Source organism: Tistrella arctica (assembly GCF_039630945.1).
Lineage (GTDB): Bacteria > Pseudomonadota > Alphaproteobacteria > Tistrellales > Tistrellaceae > Tistrella > Tistrella bauzanensis.
Genome location: NZ_JBBKTV010000004.1, coordinates 327,536 through 346,978, shown reverse-complemented (window position 1 = coordinate 346,978; position 19,443 = coordinate 327,536). Strand labels below are relative to the sequence as shown.

The window sequence follows — 19,443 nt, the reverse complement described above, 5'->3', positions numbered from 1 at the left end:
CGCCCGCCATCATGCCCGCCAGCCCCGTTTCTGACCCCCGCCCGTCCGCCGGCACCGCGGCCATCATCGGCGCGGCCTGCCGGTTTCCCGGCGCCGACGATCCGGCGGCCTATTGGCGGCGGCTGATGGCGGGCGACCGGTTGGCGGGCGCGCCCGACCGCCGGCGCGAAAGCCTGTGGCGGGCGGCGGCGGATCCGGTGCTGGGGCCGCGCATCACCACGCTGACCGGCGGTTATCTGCGCGACATCGCCGGCTTCGACCCGGCCTGTTTCAGCATTTCGGCCCGCGAGGCGGCGAAGCTGGACCCGCAGCAGCGGTTGCTGATGATGGTGGCCCATGATGCGCTGGAAGATGCGGGCATCACCCGCGATGCCCTGCGCGGCCGGGCGGTGGGCGTGTTCATCGGCGCCGGCAGCACCGATTACATGCTGCTGGGCGCCTGCGACAAACCCGGCATCGATGCCTATCACGGCCTTGGCAATTCCCACAGCCTGCTCGCCAACCGGCTGTCTTATTACTACAACCTCAAAGGCCCCAGCCTGACGGTGGACACCGCCTGCTCGTCATCGCTGACCGCGCTGCATGTGGCGCTGGGGGCGCTGGCACAGGATGATCTGGATCTGGCGATCGTGGGCGGGGTCAGCCTGATCCTGTCGCCCGATCTGACGCTGGCCTTCTCGCAGGCCAATATGCTGTCGCCATCGGGGCGCTGCGACAGCTTCGGCGCCGGTGCCGATGGCTATGGCCGCGCCGAAGGCGTGGGCGTCGTCATCCTGGCGCATCCCGACCGGCTTGCGGCCTGCGGCGGCCATGGCCGGGCCCGCGCGCTGATCCGGGCATCGGCCGCCAATCAGGATGGGCGCAGCAACGGCATCACCGCCCCCAACGGGCTGGCTCAGGTGCAGGTGATCCGCCGCGCCATGGCGCGCGCCGGCGTCACCCCCGCCGACATGGCCTATATGGAGGCCCACGGCACCGGCACCACCCTGGGCGACGCCATCGAATTCAAGGCGCTGGCCGATGTGTTCGGCCCGGACAAGGGCCAGGGCAAGGGGCGGGACAATGGTGCGGCGGCGCCCTGCCATGTCGGATCGGCCAAGGCCAATCTGGGCCATATGGAGGCCGCGGCCGGCATGGGCGGGCTGATCAAGGCGATGCTGATGCTGGAACACGGCATGATCCCGCCGCATCCGGTGCCGCCGCCGTTCAACGATGTGGTGGCGCGGGCGGGGGGCCGGCTGGCGATTACGACCAGTGCCGTGGCGATCGACCGTGCCGATGCCTGTATCGGGATCAGCTCGTTCGGTTTCGGCGGGTCGAATGCCCATGTCATCCTTCAGGCCGCACCGGCCGATCACGACGACGACGACACCGCGCTGGATGCGGACGGCCTGGGTGCGGACGGGCCGGCTGCGGACGGGCCGGCGCTGCTGATGCTGTCCAGCCATGATGCCGGGCTGCTGGCGGCCGATATGCAGCATCTGGCCCAGGCGATCGAGGATGGCGCCGCGCCGCTGGCCGCCTATGGCCATGCCCTGGCGCGCGACCGCGACGCTCTGCGCCACCGGGTGGCGGTGGCGGCGACCGGCCGGGGCGATGCCGTCCGCCGGCTGCGGGTGATGGCGGCCGATGCCGGCCAGGCGGGTGCCGCAGCACCGCGCGTGGCCCTGGTGTTCACCGGCCAGGGCAGCCAGCATGCCGGCATGGGCGCCGATCTTCATGCCCGCAACCCGGTGTTCCGCGCGGCCTTCGATGACTGCGCGGCGCTGATCCGGCGGGTGGCGGGCTTCACCACCGATGATCTGCTGCATGGCGGGGCCGGGGGCAACGACCGGCTTGAAGCCGATACCCATCTGGCGCAACTGGCGCTGTTCTGCCACGAACAGGCGCTGGCGCGGCTGGTGATGGCGGCGGGGGTGGTGCCGGCCGCCCTGATCGGCCACAGCCTGGGCGAGTTGGTGGCACAAGCCATCGCCGGCATGCTGACCCCGGATCAGGCGGTGCGACTGGTGCATGAGCGGGCCGCCGCCATGCAGGAGACGGCACAGGAAACAGTATCGGGGGGCGCCATGCTCGCCGTCACGGCCGATGCCGACACGGTTCGCGGCCATCTTACGGCGGATGCCGGTGGCGAGCCGTGCCATCTGGCCGCGATCAACGCCGCGCGGTCCTGCGTGATCAGCGGCCCGGCTGTGGCCGTGGCGCGGGTCGCGGCGGCGATGACCGCCCGTGGCATCGCCAGCCGGCCCTTGCGCACCCGCCATGCCTTTCATTCCCCGGCCTTCGCCGCGGCGGCGGCGCGGCTGGCGCGGGCCAGCCGCGACATCCGGCCGGCGGCCCCGGCCATTCCGGTGATATCGAACCTGGATGGCCGGCCGCTGGCGGCGCTGCCGGCCGGATCGGATTACTGGAGCCGGCAGATGCTGGCGCCGGTGGCGTTCGCGCCCGGCATCGCCGGGCTGGTGGCGGGCGACGACCTCGACGGCGCGGGCATCGACCTGTTCATCGAGATCGGCCCCGACCGGGTGCTGGCGCCGCTGATTGCCCGCGACCATGGCGGCGTGGCCGCGATCAGCCTGCAACAGCGCGGGGCGGATGGGGTGATGACGTTGCTGGGGGCCTTGGGGCGGGCGTTCGAGGCCGGGCTTGGCCTCGACACCACGCCGCTGTTCGCGGCCGCACCGCCGGTGCGGCTGCCGGCGCGGCATCTGGCGTGCCGGCCGTGCTGGGGCGTGGCGGTGGCGCGCGACGATCCGCCGCCCGATACGGCGACAGTGCCGCCACGGGTGCCTGATACGGTGGCGACGCCATGTGTGCCTGATGTGGCGGCGACGCCACCGGCGCCCGATGTGGTGGCGATGCCACCGGCGCGCGAGATCATCGCCCGGCAACTGGATGTGATGCGCGACCAGTTGAGCCTGATCGAAACCCTGAAACACCGGACCAGTATGCAGCGGGAGGGCGGCCGTCATGGCTGACAATCAGAGGCCGGGCGCGGTTTCGGCCATCATCGACCATATCGTTCAGGAACTGGCCCACAGCCTGGACCAGCCGCCGGCCAGCATCGATCCGGATGTGCTGTTCGTGGATATGGGCGCGGATTCGCTGATGCTGGCCGAGGCGCTTCAGGACATCAACCAGCGCTATCGGGTGTCGCTGCCGATCGGCGAGATCTATGAGTCCGTCAACACCATCGCCAAAGTGGCGGATTACATCCACAACCATGGCCAGTGGTCGGAGGTTCTGGGGTCGGAGGTTCTGGGGCGGGAGGTTCCGGGGCAGAAGGTTCCGGGGCGCGAGGCTGTCGAGGCACCCGCACCGGCGATGGCGCCCGCACCGGCACTGGCGGGGGCTGTGCCGGCAGAGGCGGGGGCGGTCGAAGACATCGTCCGCCGCCAGCTCGATCTGATGGAGCGGCAGTTGCGGCTGCTGGCCGGGCAGCCGGCGGTGGTGCCGCCCGTGGCCGCGACGCCCATCGTGTCGGCCACCCCCACACCGGTTGCCGCCGCGCCGGTTACCGCCGCGCCGGCCGCGCCGGCCGGGGATGGCGACCGGTTCAGCGCCTTTGCGGTGAAGCTGGACCGTGACGGCCGCGACGAGGATCCGCGCAAGCTGGCCCATATCACGGCGCTGGCCCGCACGCATAACGCCCGCACCGGCGGATCGAAGGCGATGGCGCAGCAATACCGCCGGGTGCTGGCCGACAACCGGGTATCGGCCGGGTTCCGGCCGCTGCTGAAGGACATGGTCTATCCCGTGCTGGCCGAGACCGCCGAGGGCGCGCATCTGGTGGATATCGACGGCAACCGCTATGTCGATTTCACCATGGGCTTCGGTGTGCATCTGTTCGGTCATGCGCCCGATTTCATCACCAGCCGCGTGCGCGCGCAGATCGACCGGGGCATGGCGATCGGGCCGCAATCGCCTATGGCCGGGCGGGTGGCCGAATTGATCGCCGAGCTGACCGGCCATGACCGGGTGGTGTTCTGCAATTCCGGCACCGAGGCCACGATGACCGCCTTGCGGCTGGCGCGGCTGAAGGCGGGTCAGGCGATGGCCGGGCGGGAACAGCCCCCCCGGGAACAGGTCGTCATCTTCCGCAATTCCTATCACGGCAGTTTCGATGGCTTCCTGGCCCGCAGTGCTGCCGGCGGGCAGACCCGGCCGGCCAGCCTGGGCACGCCGCCATCGATGGTCGCCGACACCGTGGTGCTGGATTACGGCGACCCTGAGGCGCTGCGCCATATCGAGGACAACCACGCCCGGATCGCGGCGGTGCTGGTGGAGCCGGTGCAGAGCCGGGCGCCGGCGATGCGGCCGGCCGCGTTTCTGGCGGAGTTGCGCGCGATCACCGCCGCCCGCGACATCGTGCTGATCTTCGACGAGGTGATATCGGGCTTCCGCTGCGCCCGTGGCGGGGCGCAGGACTATTTCGGGGTGCGCGCCGATATCTGCACCTATGGCAAGGTGGTGGGCGGCGGCATGCCGATCGGCGTGGTGGCCGGCAGTGCCGCCTGCCTCGACGGCATCGACGGCGGCTGGTGGCAATATGGCGATGCAAGCTATCCGGCCGGATCGACGATCTTCTTTGCCGGGACATTCTCCAAGCATCCGCTGACCATGGCGGCATCGCTGGCGGTGCTGGAACATCTGGCCGCCGATGACGGCAGCCTGCACGACCGCCTGAACGCCACCACCGAGGCCCTGGCCGGCCGGTTGACCCAGGTGTTCCGCGACACCGGCGCCGATGTGACGATCGAACAGTTCAGCTCGCTGTTCCGCTTCGCGTCGAAGGGCAATCTGGACCTGTTCTTCTATCAGTTGCTGGCCAACGGCATCTATATCTGGGAAGGCCGCAACTGCTTCCTGTCGACCGCCCATGCCCAGGCGGATCTTGACCGGCTGGTGGATGTCGTGCGCGCCACCTGCGCCGAACTGGTGCCGCTGGGGTTGATGCCGGCGCTGCCCACCGCCGTCGGTTCAGTCGCCGCCGGTTCAACTGCCACCGGTTCAACTGCCGCCAGTCGCGATGCCCTGGCGGTGGTGGACGACCGCCTGCCGCTCTCCGATGCCCAGCAGCGTTTCTATCGGCTGGACCGGTCGGGGCCCGATGGCCGGGCCGCCTGCAATATCAGCTTCGGCTTTCTGTTCGAGGCCGGCATCGATCCGGCACGGCTGGCGCGCGCCGTGACCGACGAGATCCGCCGCCATGACGCCCTGTCGCTGGTGCCCGATCTCGACCTTGGCGCCCAGGCGCCGGCCGATCCTGAACGGCTGGCGGTGGTGGTGGCCGATCAGGCGGGGCCGGCCTCGCCCGATCGGGTGGAGCGGATGATGGCCGCCGAGCAGATGACGCCGCTGGATCTGGCGCGCGGCGAGACCCTGCGGCTGCGGATCGATGTGTTCGAGGATGGCGCCGCCCTGCTTGGCATCACCCTGCATCATCTGGTGGCCGATGGCTGGAGCCTGAGCGTGCTGCTGGGCAATATCGCGGCCGCCATGACCGGCGACACCCCGGCGCCGGCGCTGGCCTATGGCGACTGGATCGCCCATGAGCACGACTATCGGGCCAGCGAACGCCATCTGGCCGACAAGGCGTTCTGGGGGCCGGCGATCGAGGCGCTGATCGCGCATCAGGTGGCAGCCGCCACCCCGCCCGGCAATGACGGCGGGCGGTTCCGCCAGGGCCGCATCGGCGCGCGGCCGGGAGCCCGCGCCCGGTTGACGCTGACGGGTGAGGTCAGCCGCGGGGTGGGCGATGCCGCCCGCGCCGCCGGCACCACCAGCTTCACCTGGCTGCTGGCCTGCACCCAGTTGTTTCTGAACCGGGTATCGCGCAACCGGCTGCCGGTGATCGGCCTGCCGGTCGCCAACCGCACCAGCCGGCTGCGCGGGCTGGTGGGCAATTGCGTGAACCTGCTGCCATTGCTGCCGGCCGAGGCGGGCGATTTCGCGGCGGCGCTGGCCGCCACCCGCGAGGCGACCAGCCGCCTGTTCAACCATGCCCGCTATGCGTATCACGACATCTGCGATGCCTATCAGGCACGGGCCGCCGCTGCCGGATCGGCGGCGGTGGCCGGCCGCGAAACCCCGGTCGACATCACCTTCAATGTCGAGCCGCTGACCGGGATGCCGTCATTCGGCGGGGCGGTGCCCGAACTGGTGGCGCCGGTGAACGGGCGGATCGAATGCGATCTGATGATCAACCTGTTCCCGCTGCCCGATGGCCTGCGGATCGAGCTGGATTACGACACCGGGCTGTTCGCGGCCGATGTCGTCCATGGCTGGCTGAACCTGCTGGCCAAGATCATCGAGAATCAGGTGGCCGAGGCGATCCCAGCCCGAGAGCCGGCCGCGCAGCAGATGGAGACCACGCTGTCATGACCTGGTCGGGTGCGGAAAACGGCGCTTTGCGGGTGCGGCTTGCCGAGGCGCCGCCGGCGATCCGGCGGTTGATGCTGGTCGACGACATCATGGCGCGGCTGCGCGATGCGCTGGCGCTGGAGGATGATGCCGCGATCGGCCCCGATGACCGGTTCAAGGATCTGGGCATCGACAGCCGGCGCGCGCTGGAGATGAAGGAGGATCTGGAAGAGGCGCTGGGCCATCCGCTTCAGACCACGCTGATGTTCGACTACCCCACCCCCGACCGGCTGGCCGGTTTCATCATCGATGCGGTGGGGCTGGCCGAGGCCGCGCCCGACGCCGCGCCCGACACCGCGTCCGATGCCGATGCGGCCGGTGACGATCCCGGCGCGGCGCTGCGCCGGATGCTAGAGAAATACGACCTCTGACCACCAGACACCAGACGACCGGGAGCGCCGCCAGATGATGCAGGGATCCGATCAGCTCAACAAGGCCTTCAGGGTCATCCAGCACCTTGAAGCCGAGGTGGCGGCGCTGCGCGGGGCCAGGGCGCCGGCGGATGCCCTGGCCGAGCCGGCGGCGATCGTCGGCATGGCCTGCCGGATGCCGGGGGTGGCCGGCGACGATGGCGACGGCGGCGGGCTGGACGGGTTCTGGTCGCTGCTGTCGCAAGGTCGCGACGCGGTGGTGGAGGTGCCGCCCGAGCGTTGGGACATCGACGCGCTGTATGATCCCGATCCCGACCGGCCGGGGCGGATGTCGACCCGGCGTGGCGGGTTCATCAGCGGGGTCGACCGGTTCGATGCCGGGTTCTTCAACATTGCACCGCGTGAGGCGGCGTTGATGGACCCGCAGCAGCGGCTGCTGCTGGAACTGTCGTGGCACGCGCTGGAACATGCGGCCATCGCCCCCGACAGCCTTCAGGGCACGCCGGCGGGGGTGTTCGTCGGCATCTGCGCCTCCGATTACGGCCGGATGGCGGCGGCGGATGCCGATAACCTCAACGCCTATTGGGGCACCGGCAATGTGCCGAGCGTCGCCGCCGGGCGCATCGCCTATAGCTTCGGGTTGACCGGCCCGTGCATGTCGATCGACACCGCCTGTTCGTCGGCGCTGGTGGCGGTGCATTGCGCGGCCGACAGTCTGCGGCGCGGCGAATGCGACGCGGCGCTGGCTGCCAGCGCCAATCTGGTTCTGGCGCCCGAGCCGACCATCGCCTTTTCCAAGGCGCATATGATGTCGCCCGATGGCCGCTGCCAGACCTTCGATGCCCGCGCCAATGGCTATGTCCGCTCTGAAGGGGCGGCGGTGCTGGTGCTGAAGACCTTGAGCCGCGCCCGCGCCGATGGCGACCGGGTGTGGGCGGTGATCCGGGGCAGCGCCGTCAATCAGGATGGGGCGAGCGGCGGGTTGACCGTGCCCAACGGCCCGTCACAGGTGGCGCTGATCCGTCAGGCCCTGGCCAATGCCGGCCTGGCACCCGACCAGATCGGCTATATCGAGGCCCATGGCACCGGCACGGCGCTGGGCGACCCGATCGAGGTGGGCGCGCTGGGGCAGGTCTTCGGCCAAAGCCATTCGGCCGACCGGCCCCTGTATCTGGGATCGGTGAAGACCCTGGTCGGGCATCTGGAGGTCGCGGCCGGTATGGCCGGGCTGATCAAGCTGGTGCTGTCGCTGAACCACGGCATCATCCCCGGCTATCCGCAGCTTGGCGATCTGAGCCCGCATATCCCCTGGGCGGCGCTGCCGTTCAACGTGGTGCGCGAGCCCATGCCCTGGCCCCCGGGTCCACGGATCGCCGGTATCAGCGGCTTCGGCTTCAGCGGCACCAATGCCCATCTGATCGTCGAGGCGCCGGAGGTGCCGGTTCAGGAGGCGCCAGTTCAGGAGGTGCCGGTTCCAGCGCAACCCGCGCATCTGTTTCTGTTGTCGGCGCGCAGCGATGCGGCGCTCACCGCGCTTGCCGCGCGCCATGCGGCCCATCTGCGCGCCCATCCCGATCTGCCGCTGGATGCCTTGAGTGCGACACTCGCCACCGGTCGCGACCATCTGCCCCACCGGCTGGCGGTGACCGCGACCGATATGGCCGGATTGGCCATGGCATTGGAGCGGGCGGCGGATGGTGGCGCGGCCGGCCGGCGCGGGCAGGCGCCGGCATCGGCGCCGCGCCTGGGGCTGCTGTTCTCGGGCCAGGGCGCGCAGTATCCGGGTATGGGCCGGCGGCTCTATGACCTGCATCCGGTGTTCCGCGCCGCGATCGACCGGGCGGCGGCGATCCTGGCACCGCTGATCGGCGCCGATCTGCGTGATCTGCTGTGGGGCGATCCTGGCCATCGCCTGTCCGAGACCGGCTTCACCCAACCGGCGCTGTTCGCGCTGGAATATGCGCTGGCGCGGTTGTGGCTGTCCTGGGGGCTGCGGCCGGCCTTCGTGGCCGGGCATAGCGTGGGTGAATTTGCCGCCGCCTGTATCGCCGGGGTGTTCAGCCTGGATGACGGCCTGCGGCTGATCGCGGCGCGCGGCCGGCTGATGCAGGCTCTGCCGGACGGCGGCGCCATGGCGGTGGTGCCGGCGGGTGCAGCGCAGGTGGCGCCGGCGGTGGCGGCGATCGTGGAGCGGATGGGCGATGTGGTGGCGATCGCCGGCATCAACGCCCCCGATCAGACGGTGATATCCGGCGCACGCGATGCCGTGCTGGCGGTGTGTGCGCGGATGAAGGCCGATTATGGCGTCGCCGATCGCGGCCTGCTCGACGTCTCCCACGCCTTTCATTCGCCGCTGATGCGACCGATGCTGGATGATTTCCGCGCGGTCGCCCGCAGCGTGACCTATGCCCGGCCGTCGATCGGCATCGTCTCAGGCCTGACCGGACGGGTGGCCGGCGACGAGATCCGCGATCCGGAATACTGGGTGCGCCATGTGCTGGCGCCCGTGCGGTTCATGGATGCCGTGGCCTGCATGGCCGGGCATGGGGTGGGTGCCTGGCTTGAAATCGGTCCGCGCGCAACGTTGACCGGGCTGGCCCACGCCTGCCTCGATATGGCAGCACCGCCGCTGGCGGTGGCGAGCCTTGCCGCCGATGGTGACGACTGGTTGCGGATGCTCGACGCGCTGGCCCGGCTGCATCTGGGCGGCGTGGCGCTGGACTGGCGCCGCGCCGGCCGGCTGGATCAGCCGCTGCCCCGGCGTCTGGCGCTGCCGGTCTATCCCTTCCAGCGCAGCCGGTACTGGCTGCCCGAGCCCAAGGCCGGCGGCGGTGTGATCGCGGCCGCCGCCGCCCGCGACGGTGAGACCGGCCATCATCCCTTGCTGGGCCAGCCCCTGATCAATGCCGCCCAGCCGGCCGGCGACCGGCTGTATCAGGCGGTGCTGTCGACCGGACGGTCGCGGCTGCTGGCCGATCACCGGGTGTATGACCGGGTGGTGGTGCCGGGGGCCGCTTATGTGGACATGGCCCTGGCGGCGGGCGGCTCGGCGGCGGGCGGCGCGGCATCGGGGGGCAGGGGGCGGCCGGCCCTGCGCAATCTGTCGATCCAGGCGGCGATGGTGCTGGCCGCCGATCGGCCGCAGGTCGTGCAGACCGTGATCGGCGCCCGCGATGATGGCGGTGGCAGCGGTTTCCGGATCTTCAGCACCGCCGCTGGCGATGGCGGCGCTGAGGCGGATGCCGCCTGGGCGCTGCATGCCGCCGGCGATATCGTGACCGGGGATCATGACCAGGACGCGCCACAGCCCGTTGATCTGGCGGGCTTGCGCCGGCGCTTCGCGGCCGGTGGCCACGCGATGACCGCCGATGATTTCTATGGCCGCTATGCGGCGATGGGGCTGCAATACGGCCCGGCCTTCCGCAGCGTGCGGCAGGTGTTCCGGATGCCGGATGCGGCGGACCCGGATCGTCCGGTGCTTGAGAGCCTGGCCGAGGTGGCGGTCGATCCGGCGGCCATGGCCGGCCATGTCGTGCATCCGGCGCTGCTGGATGGCTGCTTTCAGGCACTTGGCGCGGTCTTCGCCGATCTGGGCATGGGCCCCGCCTGGCTGCCGGTGGGGATCGAGGCCGTCCGCGTGCTGCACGCCGTGCCGGCCATGGTGTGGAGCCATGCCGTGCTGCGCCCCCGGCGCCAGGATGGCGACCCGCGCGCCGTGGCCGATCTCAGGCTGATCGATGCCGATGGCCGGGTGGTGGTGGTGGTGGACGGGCTTCAGGCGGTGCCGGTGGACCGGCGCGCGCTGGCCTTCGTCACCGCCGGCTGGAAGGACAAGGTCTATGTGCCGGGCTGGGTGCCGCAGCCGCACCCGGAACCGCGACCAGCCGCCGATCCGCCAGCCCCCGATCCGACTGCCGGCGATGGCGGCTGGCTGGTGCTGGCCGACCGGGGCGGCGCCGGTGCCCGGCTGGCGGCGGCGCTGGCGGCCGGTGGTCGGCGGGTGGTGGTGATCGGCCCGGATGATCTGGCGGGTGCGGTGGATGACCCGGCGGCCTGGATGCGGCTGATCGCCGGGCGGATCGACGCCGAGGGCATGGCGCTGGCCGGCATCCTGCACCTGTGGGCGCTGGACGTGGCCGACAGCGACGATCCGGCCGCGCGCGCGGCGGCGGCGCGGTTGATCTGCGGCAGCACGCTGGGACTGGTGAAGGCGCTGGCGGCGATGCCCGACCGGCGGCTGCCGCGGCTGTGGCTGGTTACCGCCGGCAGCCAGATGGTCGCCGATAGCGGCCCGGCCGGGATGATGCAGGCGATGTTGTGGGGCTTCGGGCGCAGCATCGCGCTGGAACATCCGGCGCTGGACTGCACCTGCATCGACCTGCCGCCCCATGAAACCCGGCTGGACGACGATCTGGTTGCGGGGATTCTGGCCGATCTGCTGGCGCCGGCGACCGAACCGCAACTGGCCTGGCGGCAGGGACAGCGCCATGTGGCGCGGTTGAGCCGCGCCGTGTCGTTGCAGGGCCGGCCGGCATTGACGCTGCCGCCGGTGGGCGCCGATCAGGGCTTCCGGCTGCGCGCGACCGGCTATGGCGCCTTCGACCGGCTGCGGCTGCTGCCGGCGGCCCGCGTGGCGCCGGCCGATGACGCGGTGGAAATCGAGGTTCGGGCGGCCGCGGTCAACTTCAAGGACGTGCTCTATGCCCTGGGCATGCTGACCGCGTTCAGCGAGGCCGCCGGGATCATGACCGCGCCCGATCAGCCGCTGGGTTTCGAATGCGCCGGCCGGGTGGTGCGGCTGGGCGCGGCGGTGCGCGGGCTGGCGGTGGGCGATGCCGTCTTCGCCATGGCGCCCTCGGCGATGGCCAGCCACGTGACCGTCGACCGGCGGCTGGTCCACCGCATGCCGGCGGGCCATCGCATGTCGGGGGAATTGAGCTTCGCCGAGGCCGCAGCCTTGCCCACCGTGTTCATGACCGCGATCTACAGCCTTGAGCGGCTGGCCGGCATCCGCCCCGGCGACCGGGTGCTGATCCATGCCTGTGCGGGTGGCGTGGGGCAGGCGGCGATCCAGATTGCCCGGCGCGCCGGCGCCATCGTCTATGGCACCGCCAGCCCGGCGAAATGGCCGGTGCTGAAGGCGCAGGGTGTCGCCCATGTGATGCATTCCCGCACGCTGGATTTCGCCGACGAGATCATGGCGGTGACCGAGGGCCGCGGCGTCGACATCGTGATCAACAGCCTGACCGGCGCGGTGATCGAGAAGAGCGCCGACGTGCTGGCGCCGGGCGGCCGTTTCATCGAAATCGGCAAGATCGGCATCTGGAGCGCCGAGCGGATGGCGGCCTATCGCCCCGATATCAGTTACGCGGCCTTCGATCTGGGCGAGATCGACGAGACCGGTGGCGGGCTTCAGGCCGAATTGCTGGGCGATGTGGTGCGCGGGCTGGAGGCAGGCCATCTGCGGCCGCTGCCGGTGCGCGGCTTTTCGATCACCCGCGCCGAGGCCGCGTTCCGCCATCTGGCCCAGGCGCGCAATATCGGCAAGGTGGTGCTGACCATGCCCGACGCTGACGCTGAGGCCGCTGCCGGTGGCGCCGGGCCGATCCGCGCCGATCGCAGCTATCTGGTCACCGGCGGGTTGGGGTCGCTGGGGCGCGCCATCGCCCGGCGGCTGGTGGAGGACGGCGCCCGCCATGTGGTGCTGGCCGGGCGTCATGCCGACGACGACGCGGCGGCGGCCCTGATCGCGCGCTTCGCCGATACCGGCGCCGATATCCGGGTGTGGCCGCTGGATGTGACCGACCGCGCGGCCGTCGATGCGGTTCTGGCGCGGATGGGGCGCGAGCTGGCGCCACCCGGCGGCATCATCCATGCGGCCGGCGTGCTGGATGATGGCGTGATCACCCGTCAGGACATGGACCGGTTCGCCCGTGTTCTGGCGCCGAAGGTGGATGGAGCCTGGACCCTGCATCGGGCATCCGAGGCATGGGCGGCGGCCGGCGGGCCGGCGCTGGATGTCTTCGTGCTGTTCTCGTCGATCGCATCGGTGACCGGCGCGCCGGGGCAGGCCAATTATGCCGCCGCCAATGCCGCCATGGATGCGCTGGCGCGGCTGCGTCAGGCACAGGGGCTGCCGGTCACCTGCATCAACTGGGGACCATGGGACGCCGATAAGGGCGCCACCGACGGCGCCACCGATGGCGGCATGGCCGCGCGCACGCAGGCCGCCAACCACGCGCGTTTCGCGGCGCTGGGGCTGGGCCGGATGCCGGCCGCCCATAATCTGGATGTCTTCAGCCATCTGCTGACAGCGGATCTGCCGGTGGCGATGGTGGCCGATATCAACTGGCCCCGGTTCCGGCGCGGCCTGCCATCCGCCGCCGCCGGCGCCACCTTCGCCCTTGTCGACCGTCAGGCGGTTGCATCGGGCGGCGCCGCGACCGGCGCGCTGTTCGACCGGCTGAAGGCGGCGGCGCCCGCCGATCGTGAGCGGCTGCTGATCGCCGCCCTGCGCGCCGAGGTGGCCATCGTGGTCGGGCTGCCGGCACCCGACGATATCGGCCTGGATCAGCCCCTGCTGAAGCTGGGCATCGACTCGCTGATGGCGGTGGAGCTGAAGAACCGGATCGAGGCCGGCTTGCGCTGCACGCTGAACCCGACCCTGCTGTTCGACCACCCGACCCTTCAGGCGCTGGGCCGGCATCTGGCCGGCGCGGTGCTGGGGCTGACCGGCGAGGCGGCGGTGGCGGCAGTGCCGGCGGGCTCGGATAACCGGTCATCCGATGATGATGGCGACAGCGGCCGGGCGATGGAGGCCGGGATGATCGAGGCCGGGATGATCGAGGGCGCGGTGATCGATGGTGGCGGCCCGCGCCTGGGCCTGTGCCGCTGGGCGGCCGCGACCGGTGCCGCGCGCGCGCCGGCGCCGCTGATCATCTGCGTGCATGGCATTCTGGATCAGGGCGCGATCTGGGGGCCGGTCGCGGCCCGGCTGGCGGCGGCGGGCCATGAGGTGGTGGCCCCGGATCTGCGCGGCCACGGGGTCAGCGACCATGCGCCCGCCGGTGTGCTGCCGACGGTGTTCGATTTCGTGGCCGATCTGGCCAGGGTCGTGCGCCAGGTGGTGGATCTGTCAGGAGAGGGGCGGCCCTATGTGCTGGTCGGTCATTCGATCGGCTCGCTGGCGGCGGCGCTGTATGCCGCCCATGCGCCCGACGGGTTGGCGCATCTGGTGCTGGTGGAGCCGGTGACCCCGGCGCTGCGCGATGGCCGGCCGGTGGTGGAGCGGCTGGCGACCGACCTGCGCTATCTGACCGAGGCGCCCGCCCATCCGGTCTATCCCGACATCGCCACCGCCGCGCGGATGCTGGGGCTGAACCATCCGCATCTGGATGCGGCGCTGGCGCTGGCGCTGGCCCGGCGGGTGACCCGGCCGGTTGCCGGTGGCGTGTCGTGGATCTGGGATACACGGTTGCGCAACCCGCTTGGCGCCGATCCGGGCCTGTCCTGCCAGGGCTATCTGGATCTGCTGGCCGGCTTGCGCGTGCCCAGCACCCGCATTCACGGCGCCGAGAGCCGGTTCGCCGGTACGCCGGTGCTGCTGGACCCGGATTTGAACCTGCCAGGGTCGCGCAGTCTGACCATTGCCGGCAGCCATAACCTGCACACCGATGCGCCCGATCTGGTGCGCGACCTGATCCTTGCCGCGATCGACACCCAAGCCGGATGACGCCGATGCTGAGCTTCTATGACGCCACGCGCACGCTTGCCGACATTCCAGACCTGCATGATGAAGGCACCGCGCTGATCTTCGGCGACCGCGTGACGACCTATCCGGATCTGCGCGCCACCGCCGACCGGGTGGCGGCGGCGCTGGTGGCATCGGGGTTGGGCCGGCACGCCCGGGTGGGCTTTCTGGGGTTGGACAGCGACCGCGCCTATGCCCTGTTGTTCGGCTGTGCGCGGGCCGGCATGGTGTTCGTGCCGGTGAACTGGAAGCTGGAGCCCGACGATCTGCGCTATATCATGGCCGATAGCGGCGCCGAACTGCTGTTCGTCAGCGCCGATATGGCCGGTGTGGCGCGCGATATCGCCGATACCTGCCAAACCCTGCGCGGGCTGGTGGTGATGGATGGCACGGCCGATACGGATGGGGGGACGGGCGGCGCCACACGGTTCGAAGACTGGCTGGAGAAGGGCGCGGCCGCGCCCGACCGGGACGCAGCCGACCCCGACGCACCCGTGATCCAGGTCTATACCAGCGGCACCAGCGGCCGGCCCAAGGGCGTGGTGCTGTGCCATCGCGGCTTCATCGATCTGGTGCGCGAGATCGAACGCGCGGGCGATGATTTCATCGACTGGCGGCCGGGCGACGTGTCGCTGCTGGCCCTGCCCAGCTTCCATGTCGGCGGGCTGTGGTGGGCGATCCAGGGGTTGATCAACGGTGCCGCCAACATCGTGCTGCCGGCCTTCACCGGTGCGGCGGCGCTGACAGCGATCGGCCGCCATCGCGCCACCAAACTCGCCTTCGTGCCGGCGATGCTGCGCTTCATGCTGTCGGAACCGGCGGCGGCCACCACCGATGTCTCGTCGGTGGGGCTGGTGATCTATGGCGGATCGCCGATGCCCCGGCCGATTCTGGATGCGGCCCAGGCGCTGTTCCGCTGCCGCTTCGCGCAGAATTACGGCCTGTCGGAAACCAGCAACATGGCGATCTTCCTGCCGGCGCCGGAACACGCGGCGCTTGCGGCCGCCGGCAGCACCGCCGCCGGCCGGCCGCTGCGCGGGGTGGGGCTGAAGATCATCGACGCCCAGGGCAATCCGCTGCCGCCCGGCCAGACCGGCGAGATCGCCTTTCACACCCCCACACGCATGCTGGGCTATTGGAACCAGCCCGAGGCCACCGCCCGCGCCCTGGTGGATGGCTGGATCCTGACCGGCGATGCCGGCCATGTCGATGCCGATGGCTATCTGCACATCACCGACCGGATCAAGGATCTGATCATCTCGGCCGGTGAGAACATCTATCCGGCCGAGATTGAACGGGTGCTGGCGGCCCATCCCGATATCGACGACGTGGCGGTGATCGGCATCCCCGACAAGCGCTGGGGCGAGGTGCCGCTGGCCTATGTGGTGGCGCGGCCCGGATCGGGGCTGACCCGCGCCGCCGTGATGGCCCATGCCCGCGAGACCATCGCCGCCTTCAAGATGATCCGCGACGTGGCCTTCATCGACCGCCTGCCCCGCAACCCCGCCGGCAAGATCCTGAAGCGGGTGCTGCGCGAACCCCATTGGGCGGGGCAGGGGCGCGGGGTGAATTGATGGCGTGATGGCCGATCAACGGGCCGGCCGCGCGCCCCGGGCATCGACGAACAGCCGCGCCCAGATCTCGACCACGATCACCGACCACAACCGATAGGCGTCGGCGCTGGCATAGACATCACGCCGGGCGGCCTGCAACCGGTCGATCTGGTCGCGGGTGAACAGGCCGCGATGATCGAGCGCCTGCGGATGCAGCAGGTCGCAGGCCAGCCCGTCCAGCATGTCGGCGAAATCCCGGTCATGGCGCAGTTGCTGAATACCCTTGCGTCGCCAGGCGATGGCTGGCGGCAGCAGACGGCGGGCGGCCGCAGAGCGCAGCACATGCTTGCCCTGGCCATCGTGGATCTTCACCCCGTCGGGCATCTCCATCGCCGCCCGGATGACGTCGCGGTCCCAATAGGGCATGCGCACCGACAGGCCCGGGCCCGCGAACAGCATGTGCTGGGCGCCCATCCGGCCGTCGTAATCGGCGATGCTGCGATGAAGCATGCGGGTCAGCGGCTCGGGTGCCTCGGGCGTGAAGGACACGGGCGGCACCACATGGCGTGCGCCGTTGACCGGTGGCGGTGCCGCCGGCGGGTGGTCGCCGTGACGGGCATGCAGCAGCAGCCGTCCGGCCCGGCTGGCGGGCGGGATGCCCGACCGCTCGGCGGTCATCAGCTCTTCCAGGCCCCGGCGCAGGCGGGGGCGGGCAAAGGCCGCATGGGCGACGCGGTGGCTTGGCATGCCGGCGAACAGGGTGTCGGAGCCGTTGCCGATGAACAGCGTGTCGACATGCTCCGCCGCCACACGGCCCATGGCGAAAAGACACGGGTATTCCTCGTTGCCGATCGGATCCTCGACTTGGGCGATGGCGTCGGGAAGGATCGCCGCCAGATCGCGCGGCGACAGGATCACCTCGTGGTGGTGGGTCTCCATATGGGCGGCGGCCAGGCGGGCGCCCTCGATTTCAGGGTCGTCCTCGCCATGGCCGACCGTGAAGCTGTGGATGTCCGCGTCCGGCCGGCAGGCCCGGATTGCCGCCAGCATGAAGGCGCTGTCGACCCCGCCGCTCAACGAGACCCCGATCGGCCCGGTGGGGGGTGACCCGGCGGGCGGCAGGCGGCGGCGCACGGCATCGGTGAGTGCTGCCTCCAGCCCGGCGGCATGCGCTTCGGGCGGGCGGGTGCTGGTGCAGGGGCCGGGCAGGGCGAACCGGCGGCGATCGGCAGGGGCAGGTCGGTCGAGCCCGAACGTGATGCCGTGCCCGGGCGGGATCGGCCGGATATCGGCCAGAAAGCATTCATCCGGCCGGCAATAGCCGGTGTGCAGGAAATGGGTGATGGCATCCGGATCGGGCCGCGCGATCACGTCGTCGAGAGCGAGCAGGGCCTTATATTCGCCCGCGAAGGCGATGCCGCCACGCCCCAGCCGCGCGAACGACAGCGGTTCCAGCCCGTATGGATCGCGGGCGAGATGAAGCCATCGGCCGGACGGGTCGACCAGCGCCACCGCGAAGCCGCCATCGATGCCGGCCAGCGCGTCGGGTCCGTTCAGGGAAAGCGCCTGGATCAGCAGCGCTTCGGGCGTGATGCCATCGGGCTGGCCGGCGGTGCCGCCACCGCCGACGATATGGCCGGCAAACAGCACGCGGTCGCCATCGAGTGCCGGTGCGGCACCTGGGCCGACCCGGCCGAAGCGGACATCCGGCGCCGGGCTCCAGACCGGGCCGGGGGCGCCATGATGGGTCAGCCGGCCGGCCATCGCCGCCATCTCCCCGGCATCCGAGGGGCCGATGATGCCATAGATCGTGGTCATGAATGCGCCTCTCCGCGGATCAGCCGATCAGAAACACGGTCGTGGCGGCAACGAAGGCCGTGACGACCAGATACATCACCCCGCCGATCGGCGGCACCCTGACCGGCGCCAGATGCAGCACGGCCAGGATCGCCAGGGCGGCTGCCAGCGCGACCGGAAACAGCGGTGCTGCACCGCCGGTGGCCAGATGGATGATCGCCACCACCGGCAGGTTCCAGGTCATCGGCACGCCGTGGAACCGGCCGCCATCCAGCCCGTGGACGGTGAACCAGCCCAGGCGCACCGCGACCGCGACCGCATGGGCGATGCCGATGGCGATCGCCCAGGGCGCGCTGCCGCTGGCCTGAAGCAGCAGCACCGCCGGAAACGCGCCGCCGGTGACCATGTCGGTCAGGCTGTCGAGCTGCTTGCCGATCTGCGGCATGTCGGCGGCGCGGTTCGCCATCCGCCGCGCCACCAGCCCGTCGAAATGGTCGGCGAGCAGCGCCCACAGCAGGCAGACGATCGCCACCGCCGGCGCGCCCGACAGCAGGGCCGCGAACCCGCCGATGGCCAGCGCCAGCCCGGTGAGCGTGATCAGATTGGGCAGGTCGAGAAGCGCACGGATCATGGATCGGGCCTCCTGTGGCGTGGTGGGTGGTCGGGTGGCGGCAGCCGTTCGGGGATCTGCGCTAGGCGACGTCGCGGAACAGTTGGTTGGCCGTCTCCAGATCGCCGGCGTCGTCGACCTCGAACCATGGCAGATCCTGGCACGACACCGCCCGCAGGCCGGCCATGCCGCGGGTGAGCGCCTGATCCATCACCTCCTCGACATAGGCGGTCACATGGCCGCCCGCGACCGATGCCGCCAGCGCCGGCACCAGTTGCTGTTGCAGGAAATCCTGTCGCAGCAGGTGGATGTTGATGGTTTTCAGCAGGCGGCCGGTGCCGGGCTCGCCCGCCCGCATCCGGGTGCGGAAGCCCAGCACCCGCGACGCATGGTCGATCGCGACCGTGGAGCCCGACATCGGCGGCAGGAACGGCGCCACCGCCGTGACGCTGCCGGGGCCGGCCGCGATCAGACGGGGCAGCAGGTGCCGGTCGAACATCACATCGCCCTCGATCAGGAACAGGTCGCGATCGAGATGCGCGCGCGCCTGCCAGAGCGAGACGCTGTTGTTGCTGGCGCTGTAATCCGGCGCGTCGACGAAGCGGATATCGAGCCGTTGGCCATTGTCATTGTCGAGGCGCCGGCCATGCGCCAGGGCGGCGGCGCGCACCTGCTCGCCACGATAGCCGGTGACGATCACCACCTCGCGCACACCGGCCGCGTGCAGGCAGTCCAGAGCGTTGATCAGCATCGGCCGGCCGGCCACCGGCACCAGCGGCTTAGGGATGCTGTCGGTATAGGGGCGCAGGCGCGAGCCCAGGCCGGCGGCCAGGATGACGGCGCGGGTGGGGCCGCGCGGCGCGCCGTTGATCGGGGTGGCGGTCAAGGTCATGGCGGGTGCTTTCGGCAGGCTGTGAAGGGATCGGGCAAGGGATGGAT

Annotated in this window: 8 protein-coding genes; 5 read left to right on the top strand and 3 right to left on the bottom strand. The window is 70.9% G+C overall.

Going from position 1 to position 19,443, the window contains the following annotated elements; all coding sequences use genetic code 11:
• Positions 1-11 precede the first annotated feature (11 nt).
• Genes WG924_RS11060 through WG924_RS11040 form a run of 5 tightly spaced genes read left to right on the top strand, consistent with a single transcriptional unit; the run spans position 12 to position 16,118 of the window.
• A complete protein-coding gene (locus WG924_RS11060) occupies positions 12-2,978 on the top strand; it encodes a type I polyketide synthase (protein WP_345933085.1) in 2,967 nt (988 codons plus the stop codon).
• Positions 2,971-6,384 (top strand): aminotransferase class III-fold pyridoxal phosphate-dependent enzyme, encoded by a 3,414-nt coding sequence (locus WG924_RS11055; RefSeq protein ID WP_345933084.1) that lies wholly within the window; start codon positions 2,971-2,973, stop codon positions 6,382-6,384. The genes WG924_RS11060 and WG924_RS11055 overlap by 8 nt, the downstream gene beginning before the upstream one ends.
• Positions 6,381-6,794, top strand: a complete 414-nt coding sequence (locus WG924_RS11050; RefSeq protein WP_345933083.1) for an acyl carrier protein — start codon at positions 6,381-6,383, stop codon at positions 6,792-6,794. The genes WG924_RS11055 and WG924_RS11050 overlap by 4 nt, the downstream gene beginning before the upstream one ends.
• A 34-nt stretch (positions 6,795-6,828) precedes the next feature.
• Positions 6,829-14,526 (top strand): alpha/beta fold hydrolase, encoded by a 7,698-nt coding sequence (locus tag WG924_RS11045; protein ID WP_345933082.1) that lies wholly within the window; start codon positions 6,829-6,831, stop codon positions 14,524-14,526.
• A 5-nt stretch (positions 14,527-14,531) separates the two neighbouring features.
• Entirely contained in the window at positions 14,532-16,118 is a 1,587-nt protein-coding gene (locus WG924_RS11040) for a long-chain-fatty-acid--CoA ligase (protein WP_345933081.1), read from the top strand.
• 15 nt (positions 16,119-16,133) lie between these two features.
• Here WG924_RS11040 and WG924_RS11035 read toward each other — a convergent pair whose 3' ends face one another.
• From WG924_RS11035 to WG924_RS11025, 3 genes are all read right to left on the bottom strand, one after another.
• Complete coding sequence (locus tag WG924_RS11035; protein WP_345933080.1) at positions 16,134-17,915, bottom strand: asparagine synthetase B family protein; 1,782 nt, start codon at positions 17,913-17,915, stop codon at positions 16,134-16,136.
• A 19-nt stretch (positions 17,916-17,934) separates the two neighbouring features.
• Complete coding sequence (locus WG924_RS11030; protein ID WP_188580776.1) at positions 17,935-18,525, bottom strand: CDP-alcohol phosphatidyltransferase family protein; 591 nt, start codon at positions 18,523-18,525, stop codon at positions 17,935-17,937.
• Positions 18,526-18,586: 61 nt separating this feature from the next.
• The gene (locus tag WG924_RS11025; RefSeq protein ID WP_345933079.1) at positions 18,587-19,396 is read right to left on the bottom strand and encodes a phosphocholine cytidylyltransferase family protein; all 810 of its coding nucleotides are present in this window, start codon (positions 19,394-19,396) and stop codon (positions 18,587-18,589) included.
• Positions 19,397-19,443 lie beyond the last annotated feature (47 nt).

Excerpts from the sequence above, each read along its gene's own strand:
- WG924_RS11060 (WP_345933085.1), top strand. The coding sequence starts at position 12 with ATGCCCGCCAGCCCCGTTTCTGACCCCCGCCCGTCCGCCGGCACCGCG.
- WG924_RS11055 (WP_345933084.1), top strand. The coding sequence starts at position 2,971 with ATGGCTGACAATCAGAGGCCGGGCGCGGTTTCGGCCATCATCGACCAT.
- WG924_RS11050 (WP_345933083.1), top strand. The coding sequence starts at position 6,381 with ATGACCTGGTCGGGTGCGGAAAACGGCGCTTTGCGGGTGCGGCTTGCC.
- WG924_RS11045 (WP_345933082.1), top strand. The coding sequence starts at position 6,829 with ATGATGCAGGGATCCGATCAGCTCAACAAGGCCTTCAGGGTCATCCAG.
- WG924_RS11040 (WP_345933081.1), top strand. The coding sequence starts at position 14,532 with ATGCTGAGCTTCTATGACGCCACGCGCACGCTTGCCGACATTCCAGAC.
- WG924_RS11035 (WP_345933080.1), bottom strand. The coding sequence starts at position 17,915 with ATGACCACGATCTATGGCATCATCGGCCCCTCGGATGCCGGGGAGATG.
- WG924_RS11030 (WP_188580776.1), bottom strand. The coding sequence starts at position 18,525 with ATGATCCGTGCGCTTCTCGACCTGCCCAATCTGATCACGCTCACCGGG.
- WG924_RS11025 (WP_345933079.1), bottom strand. The coding sequence starts at position 19,396 with ATGACCTTGACCGCCACCCCGATCAACGGCGCGCCGCGCGGCCCCACC.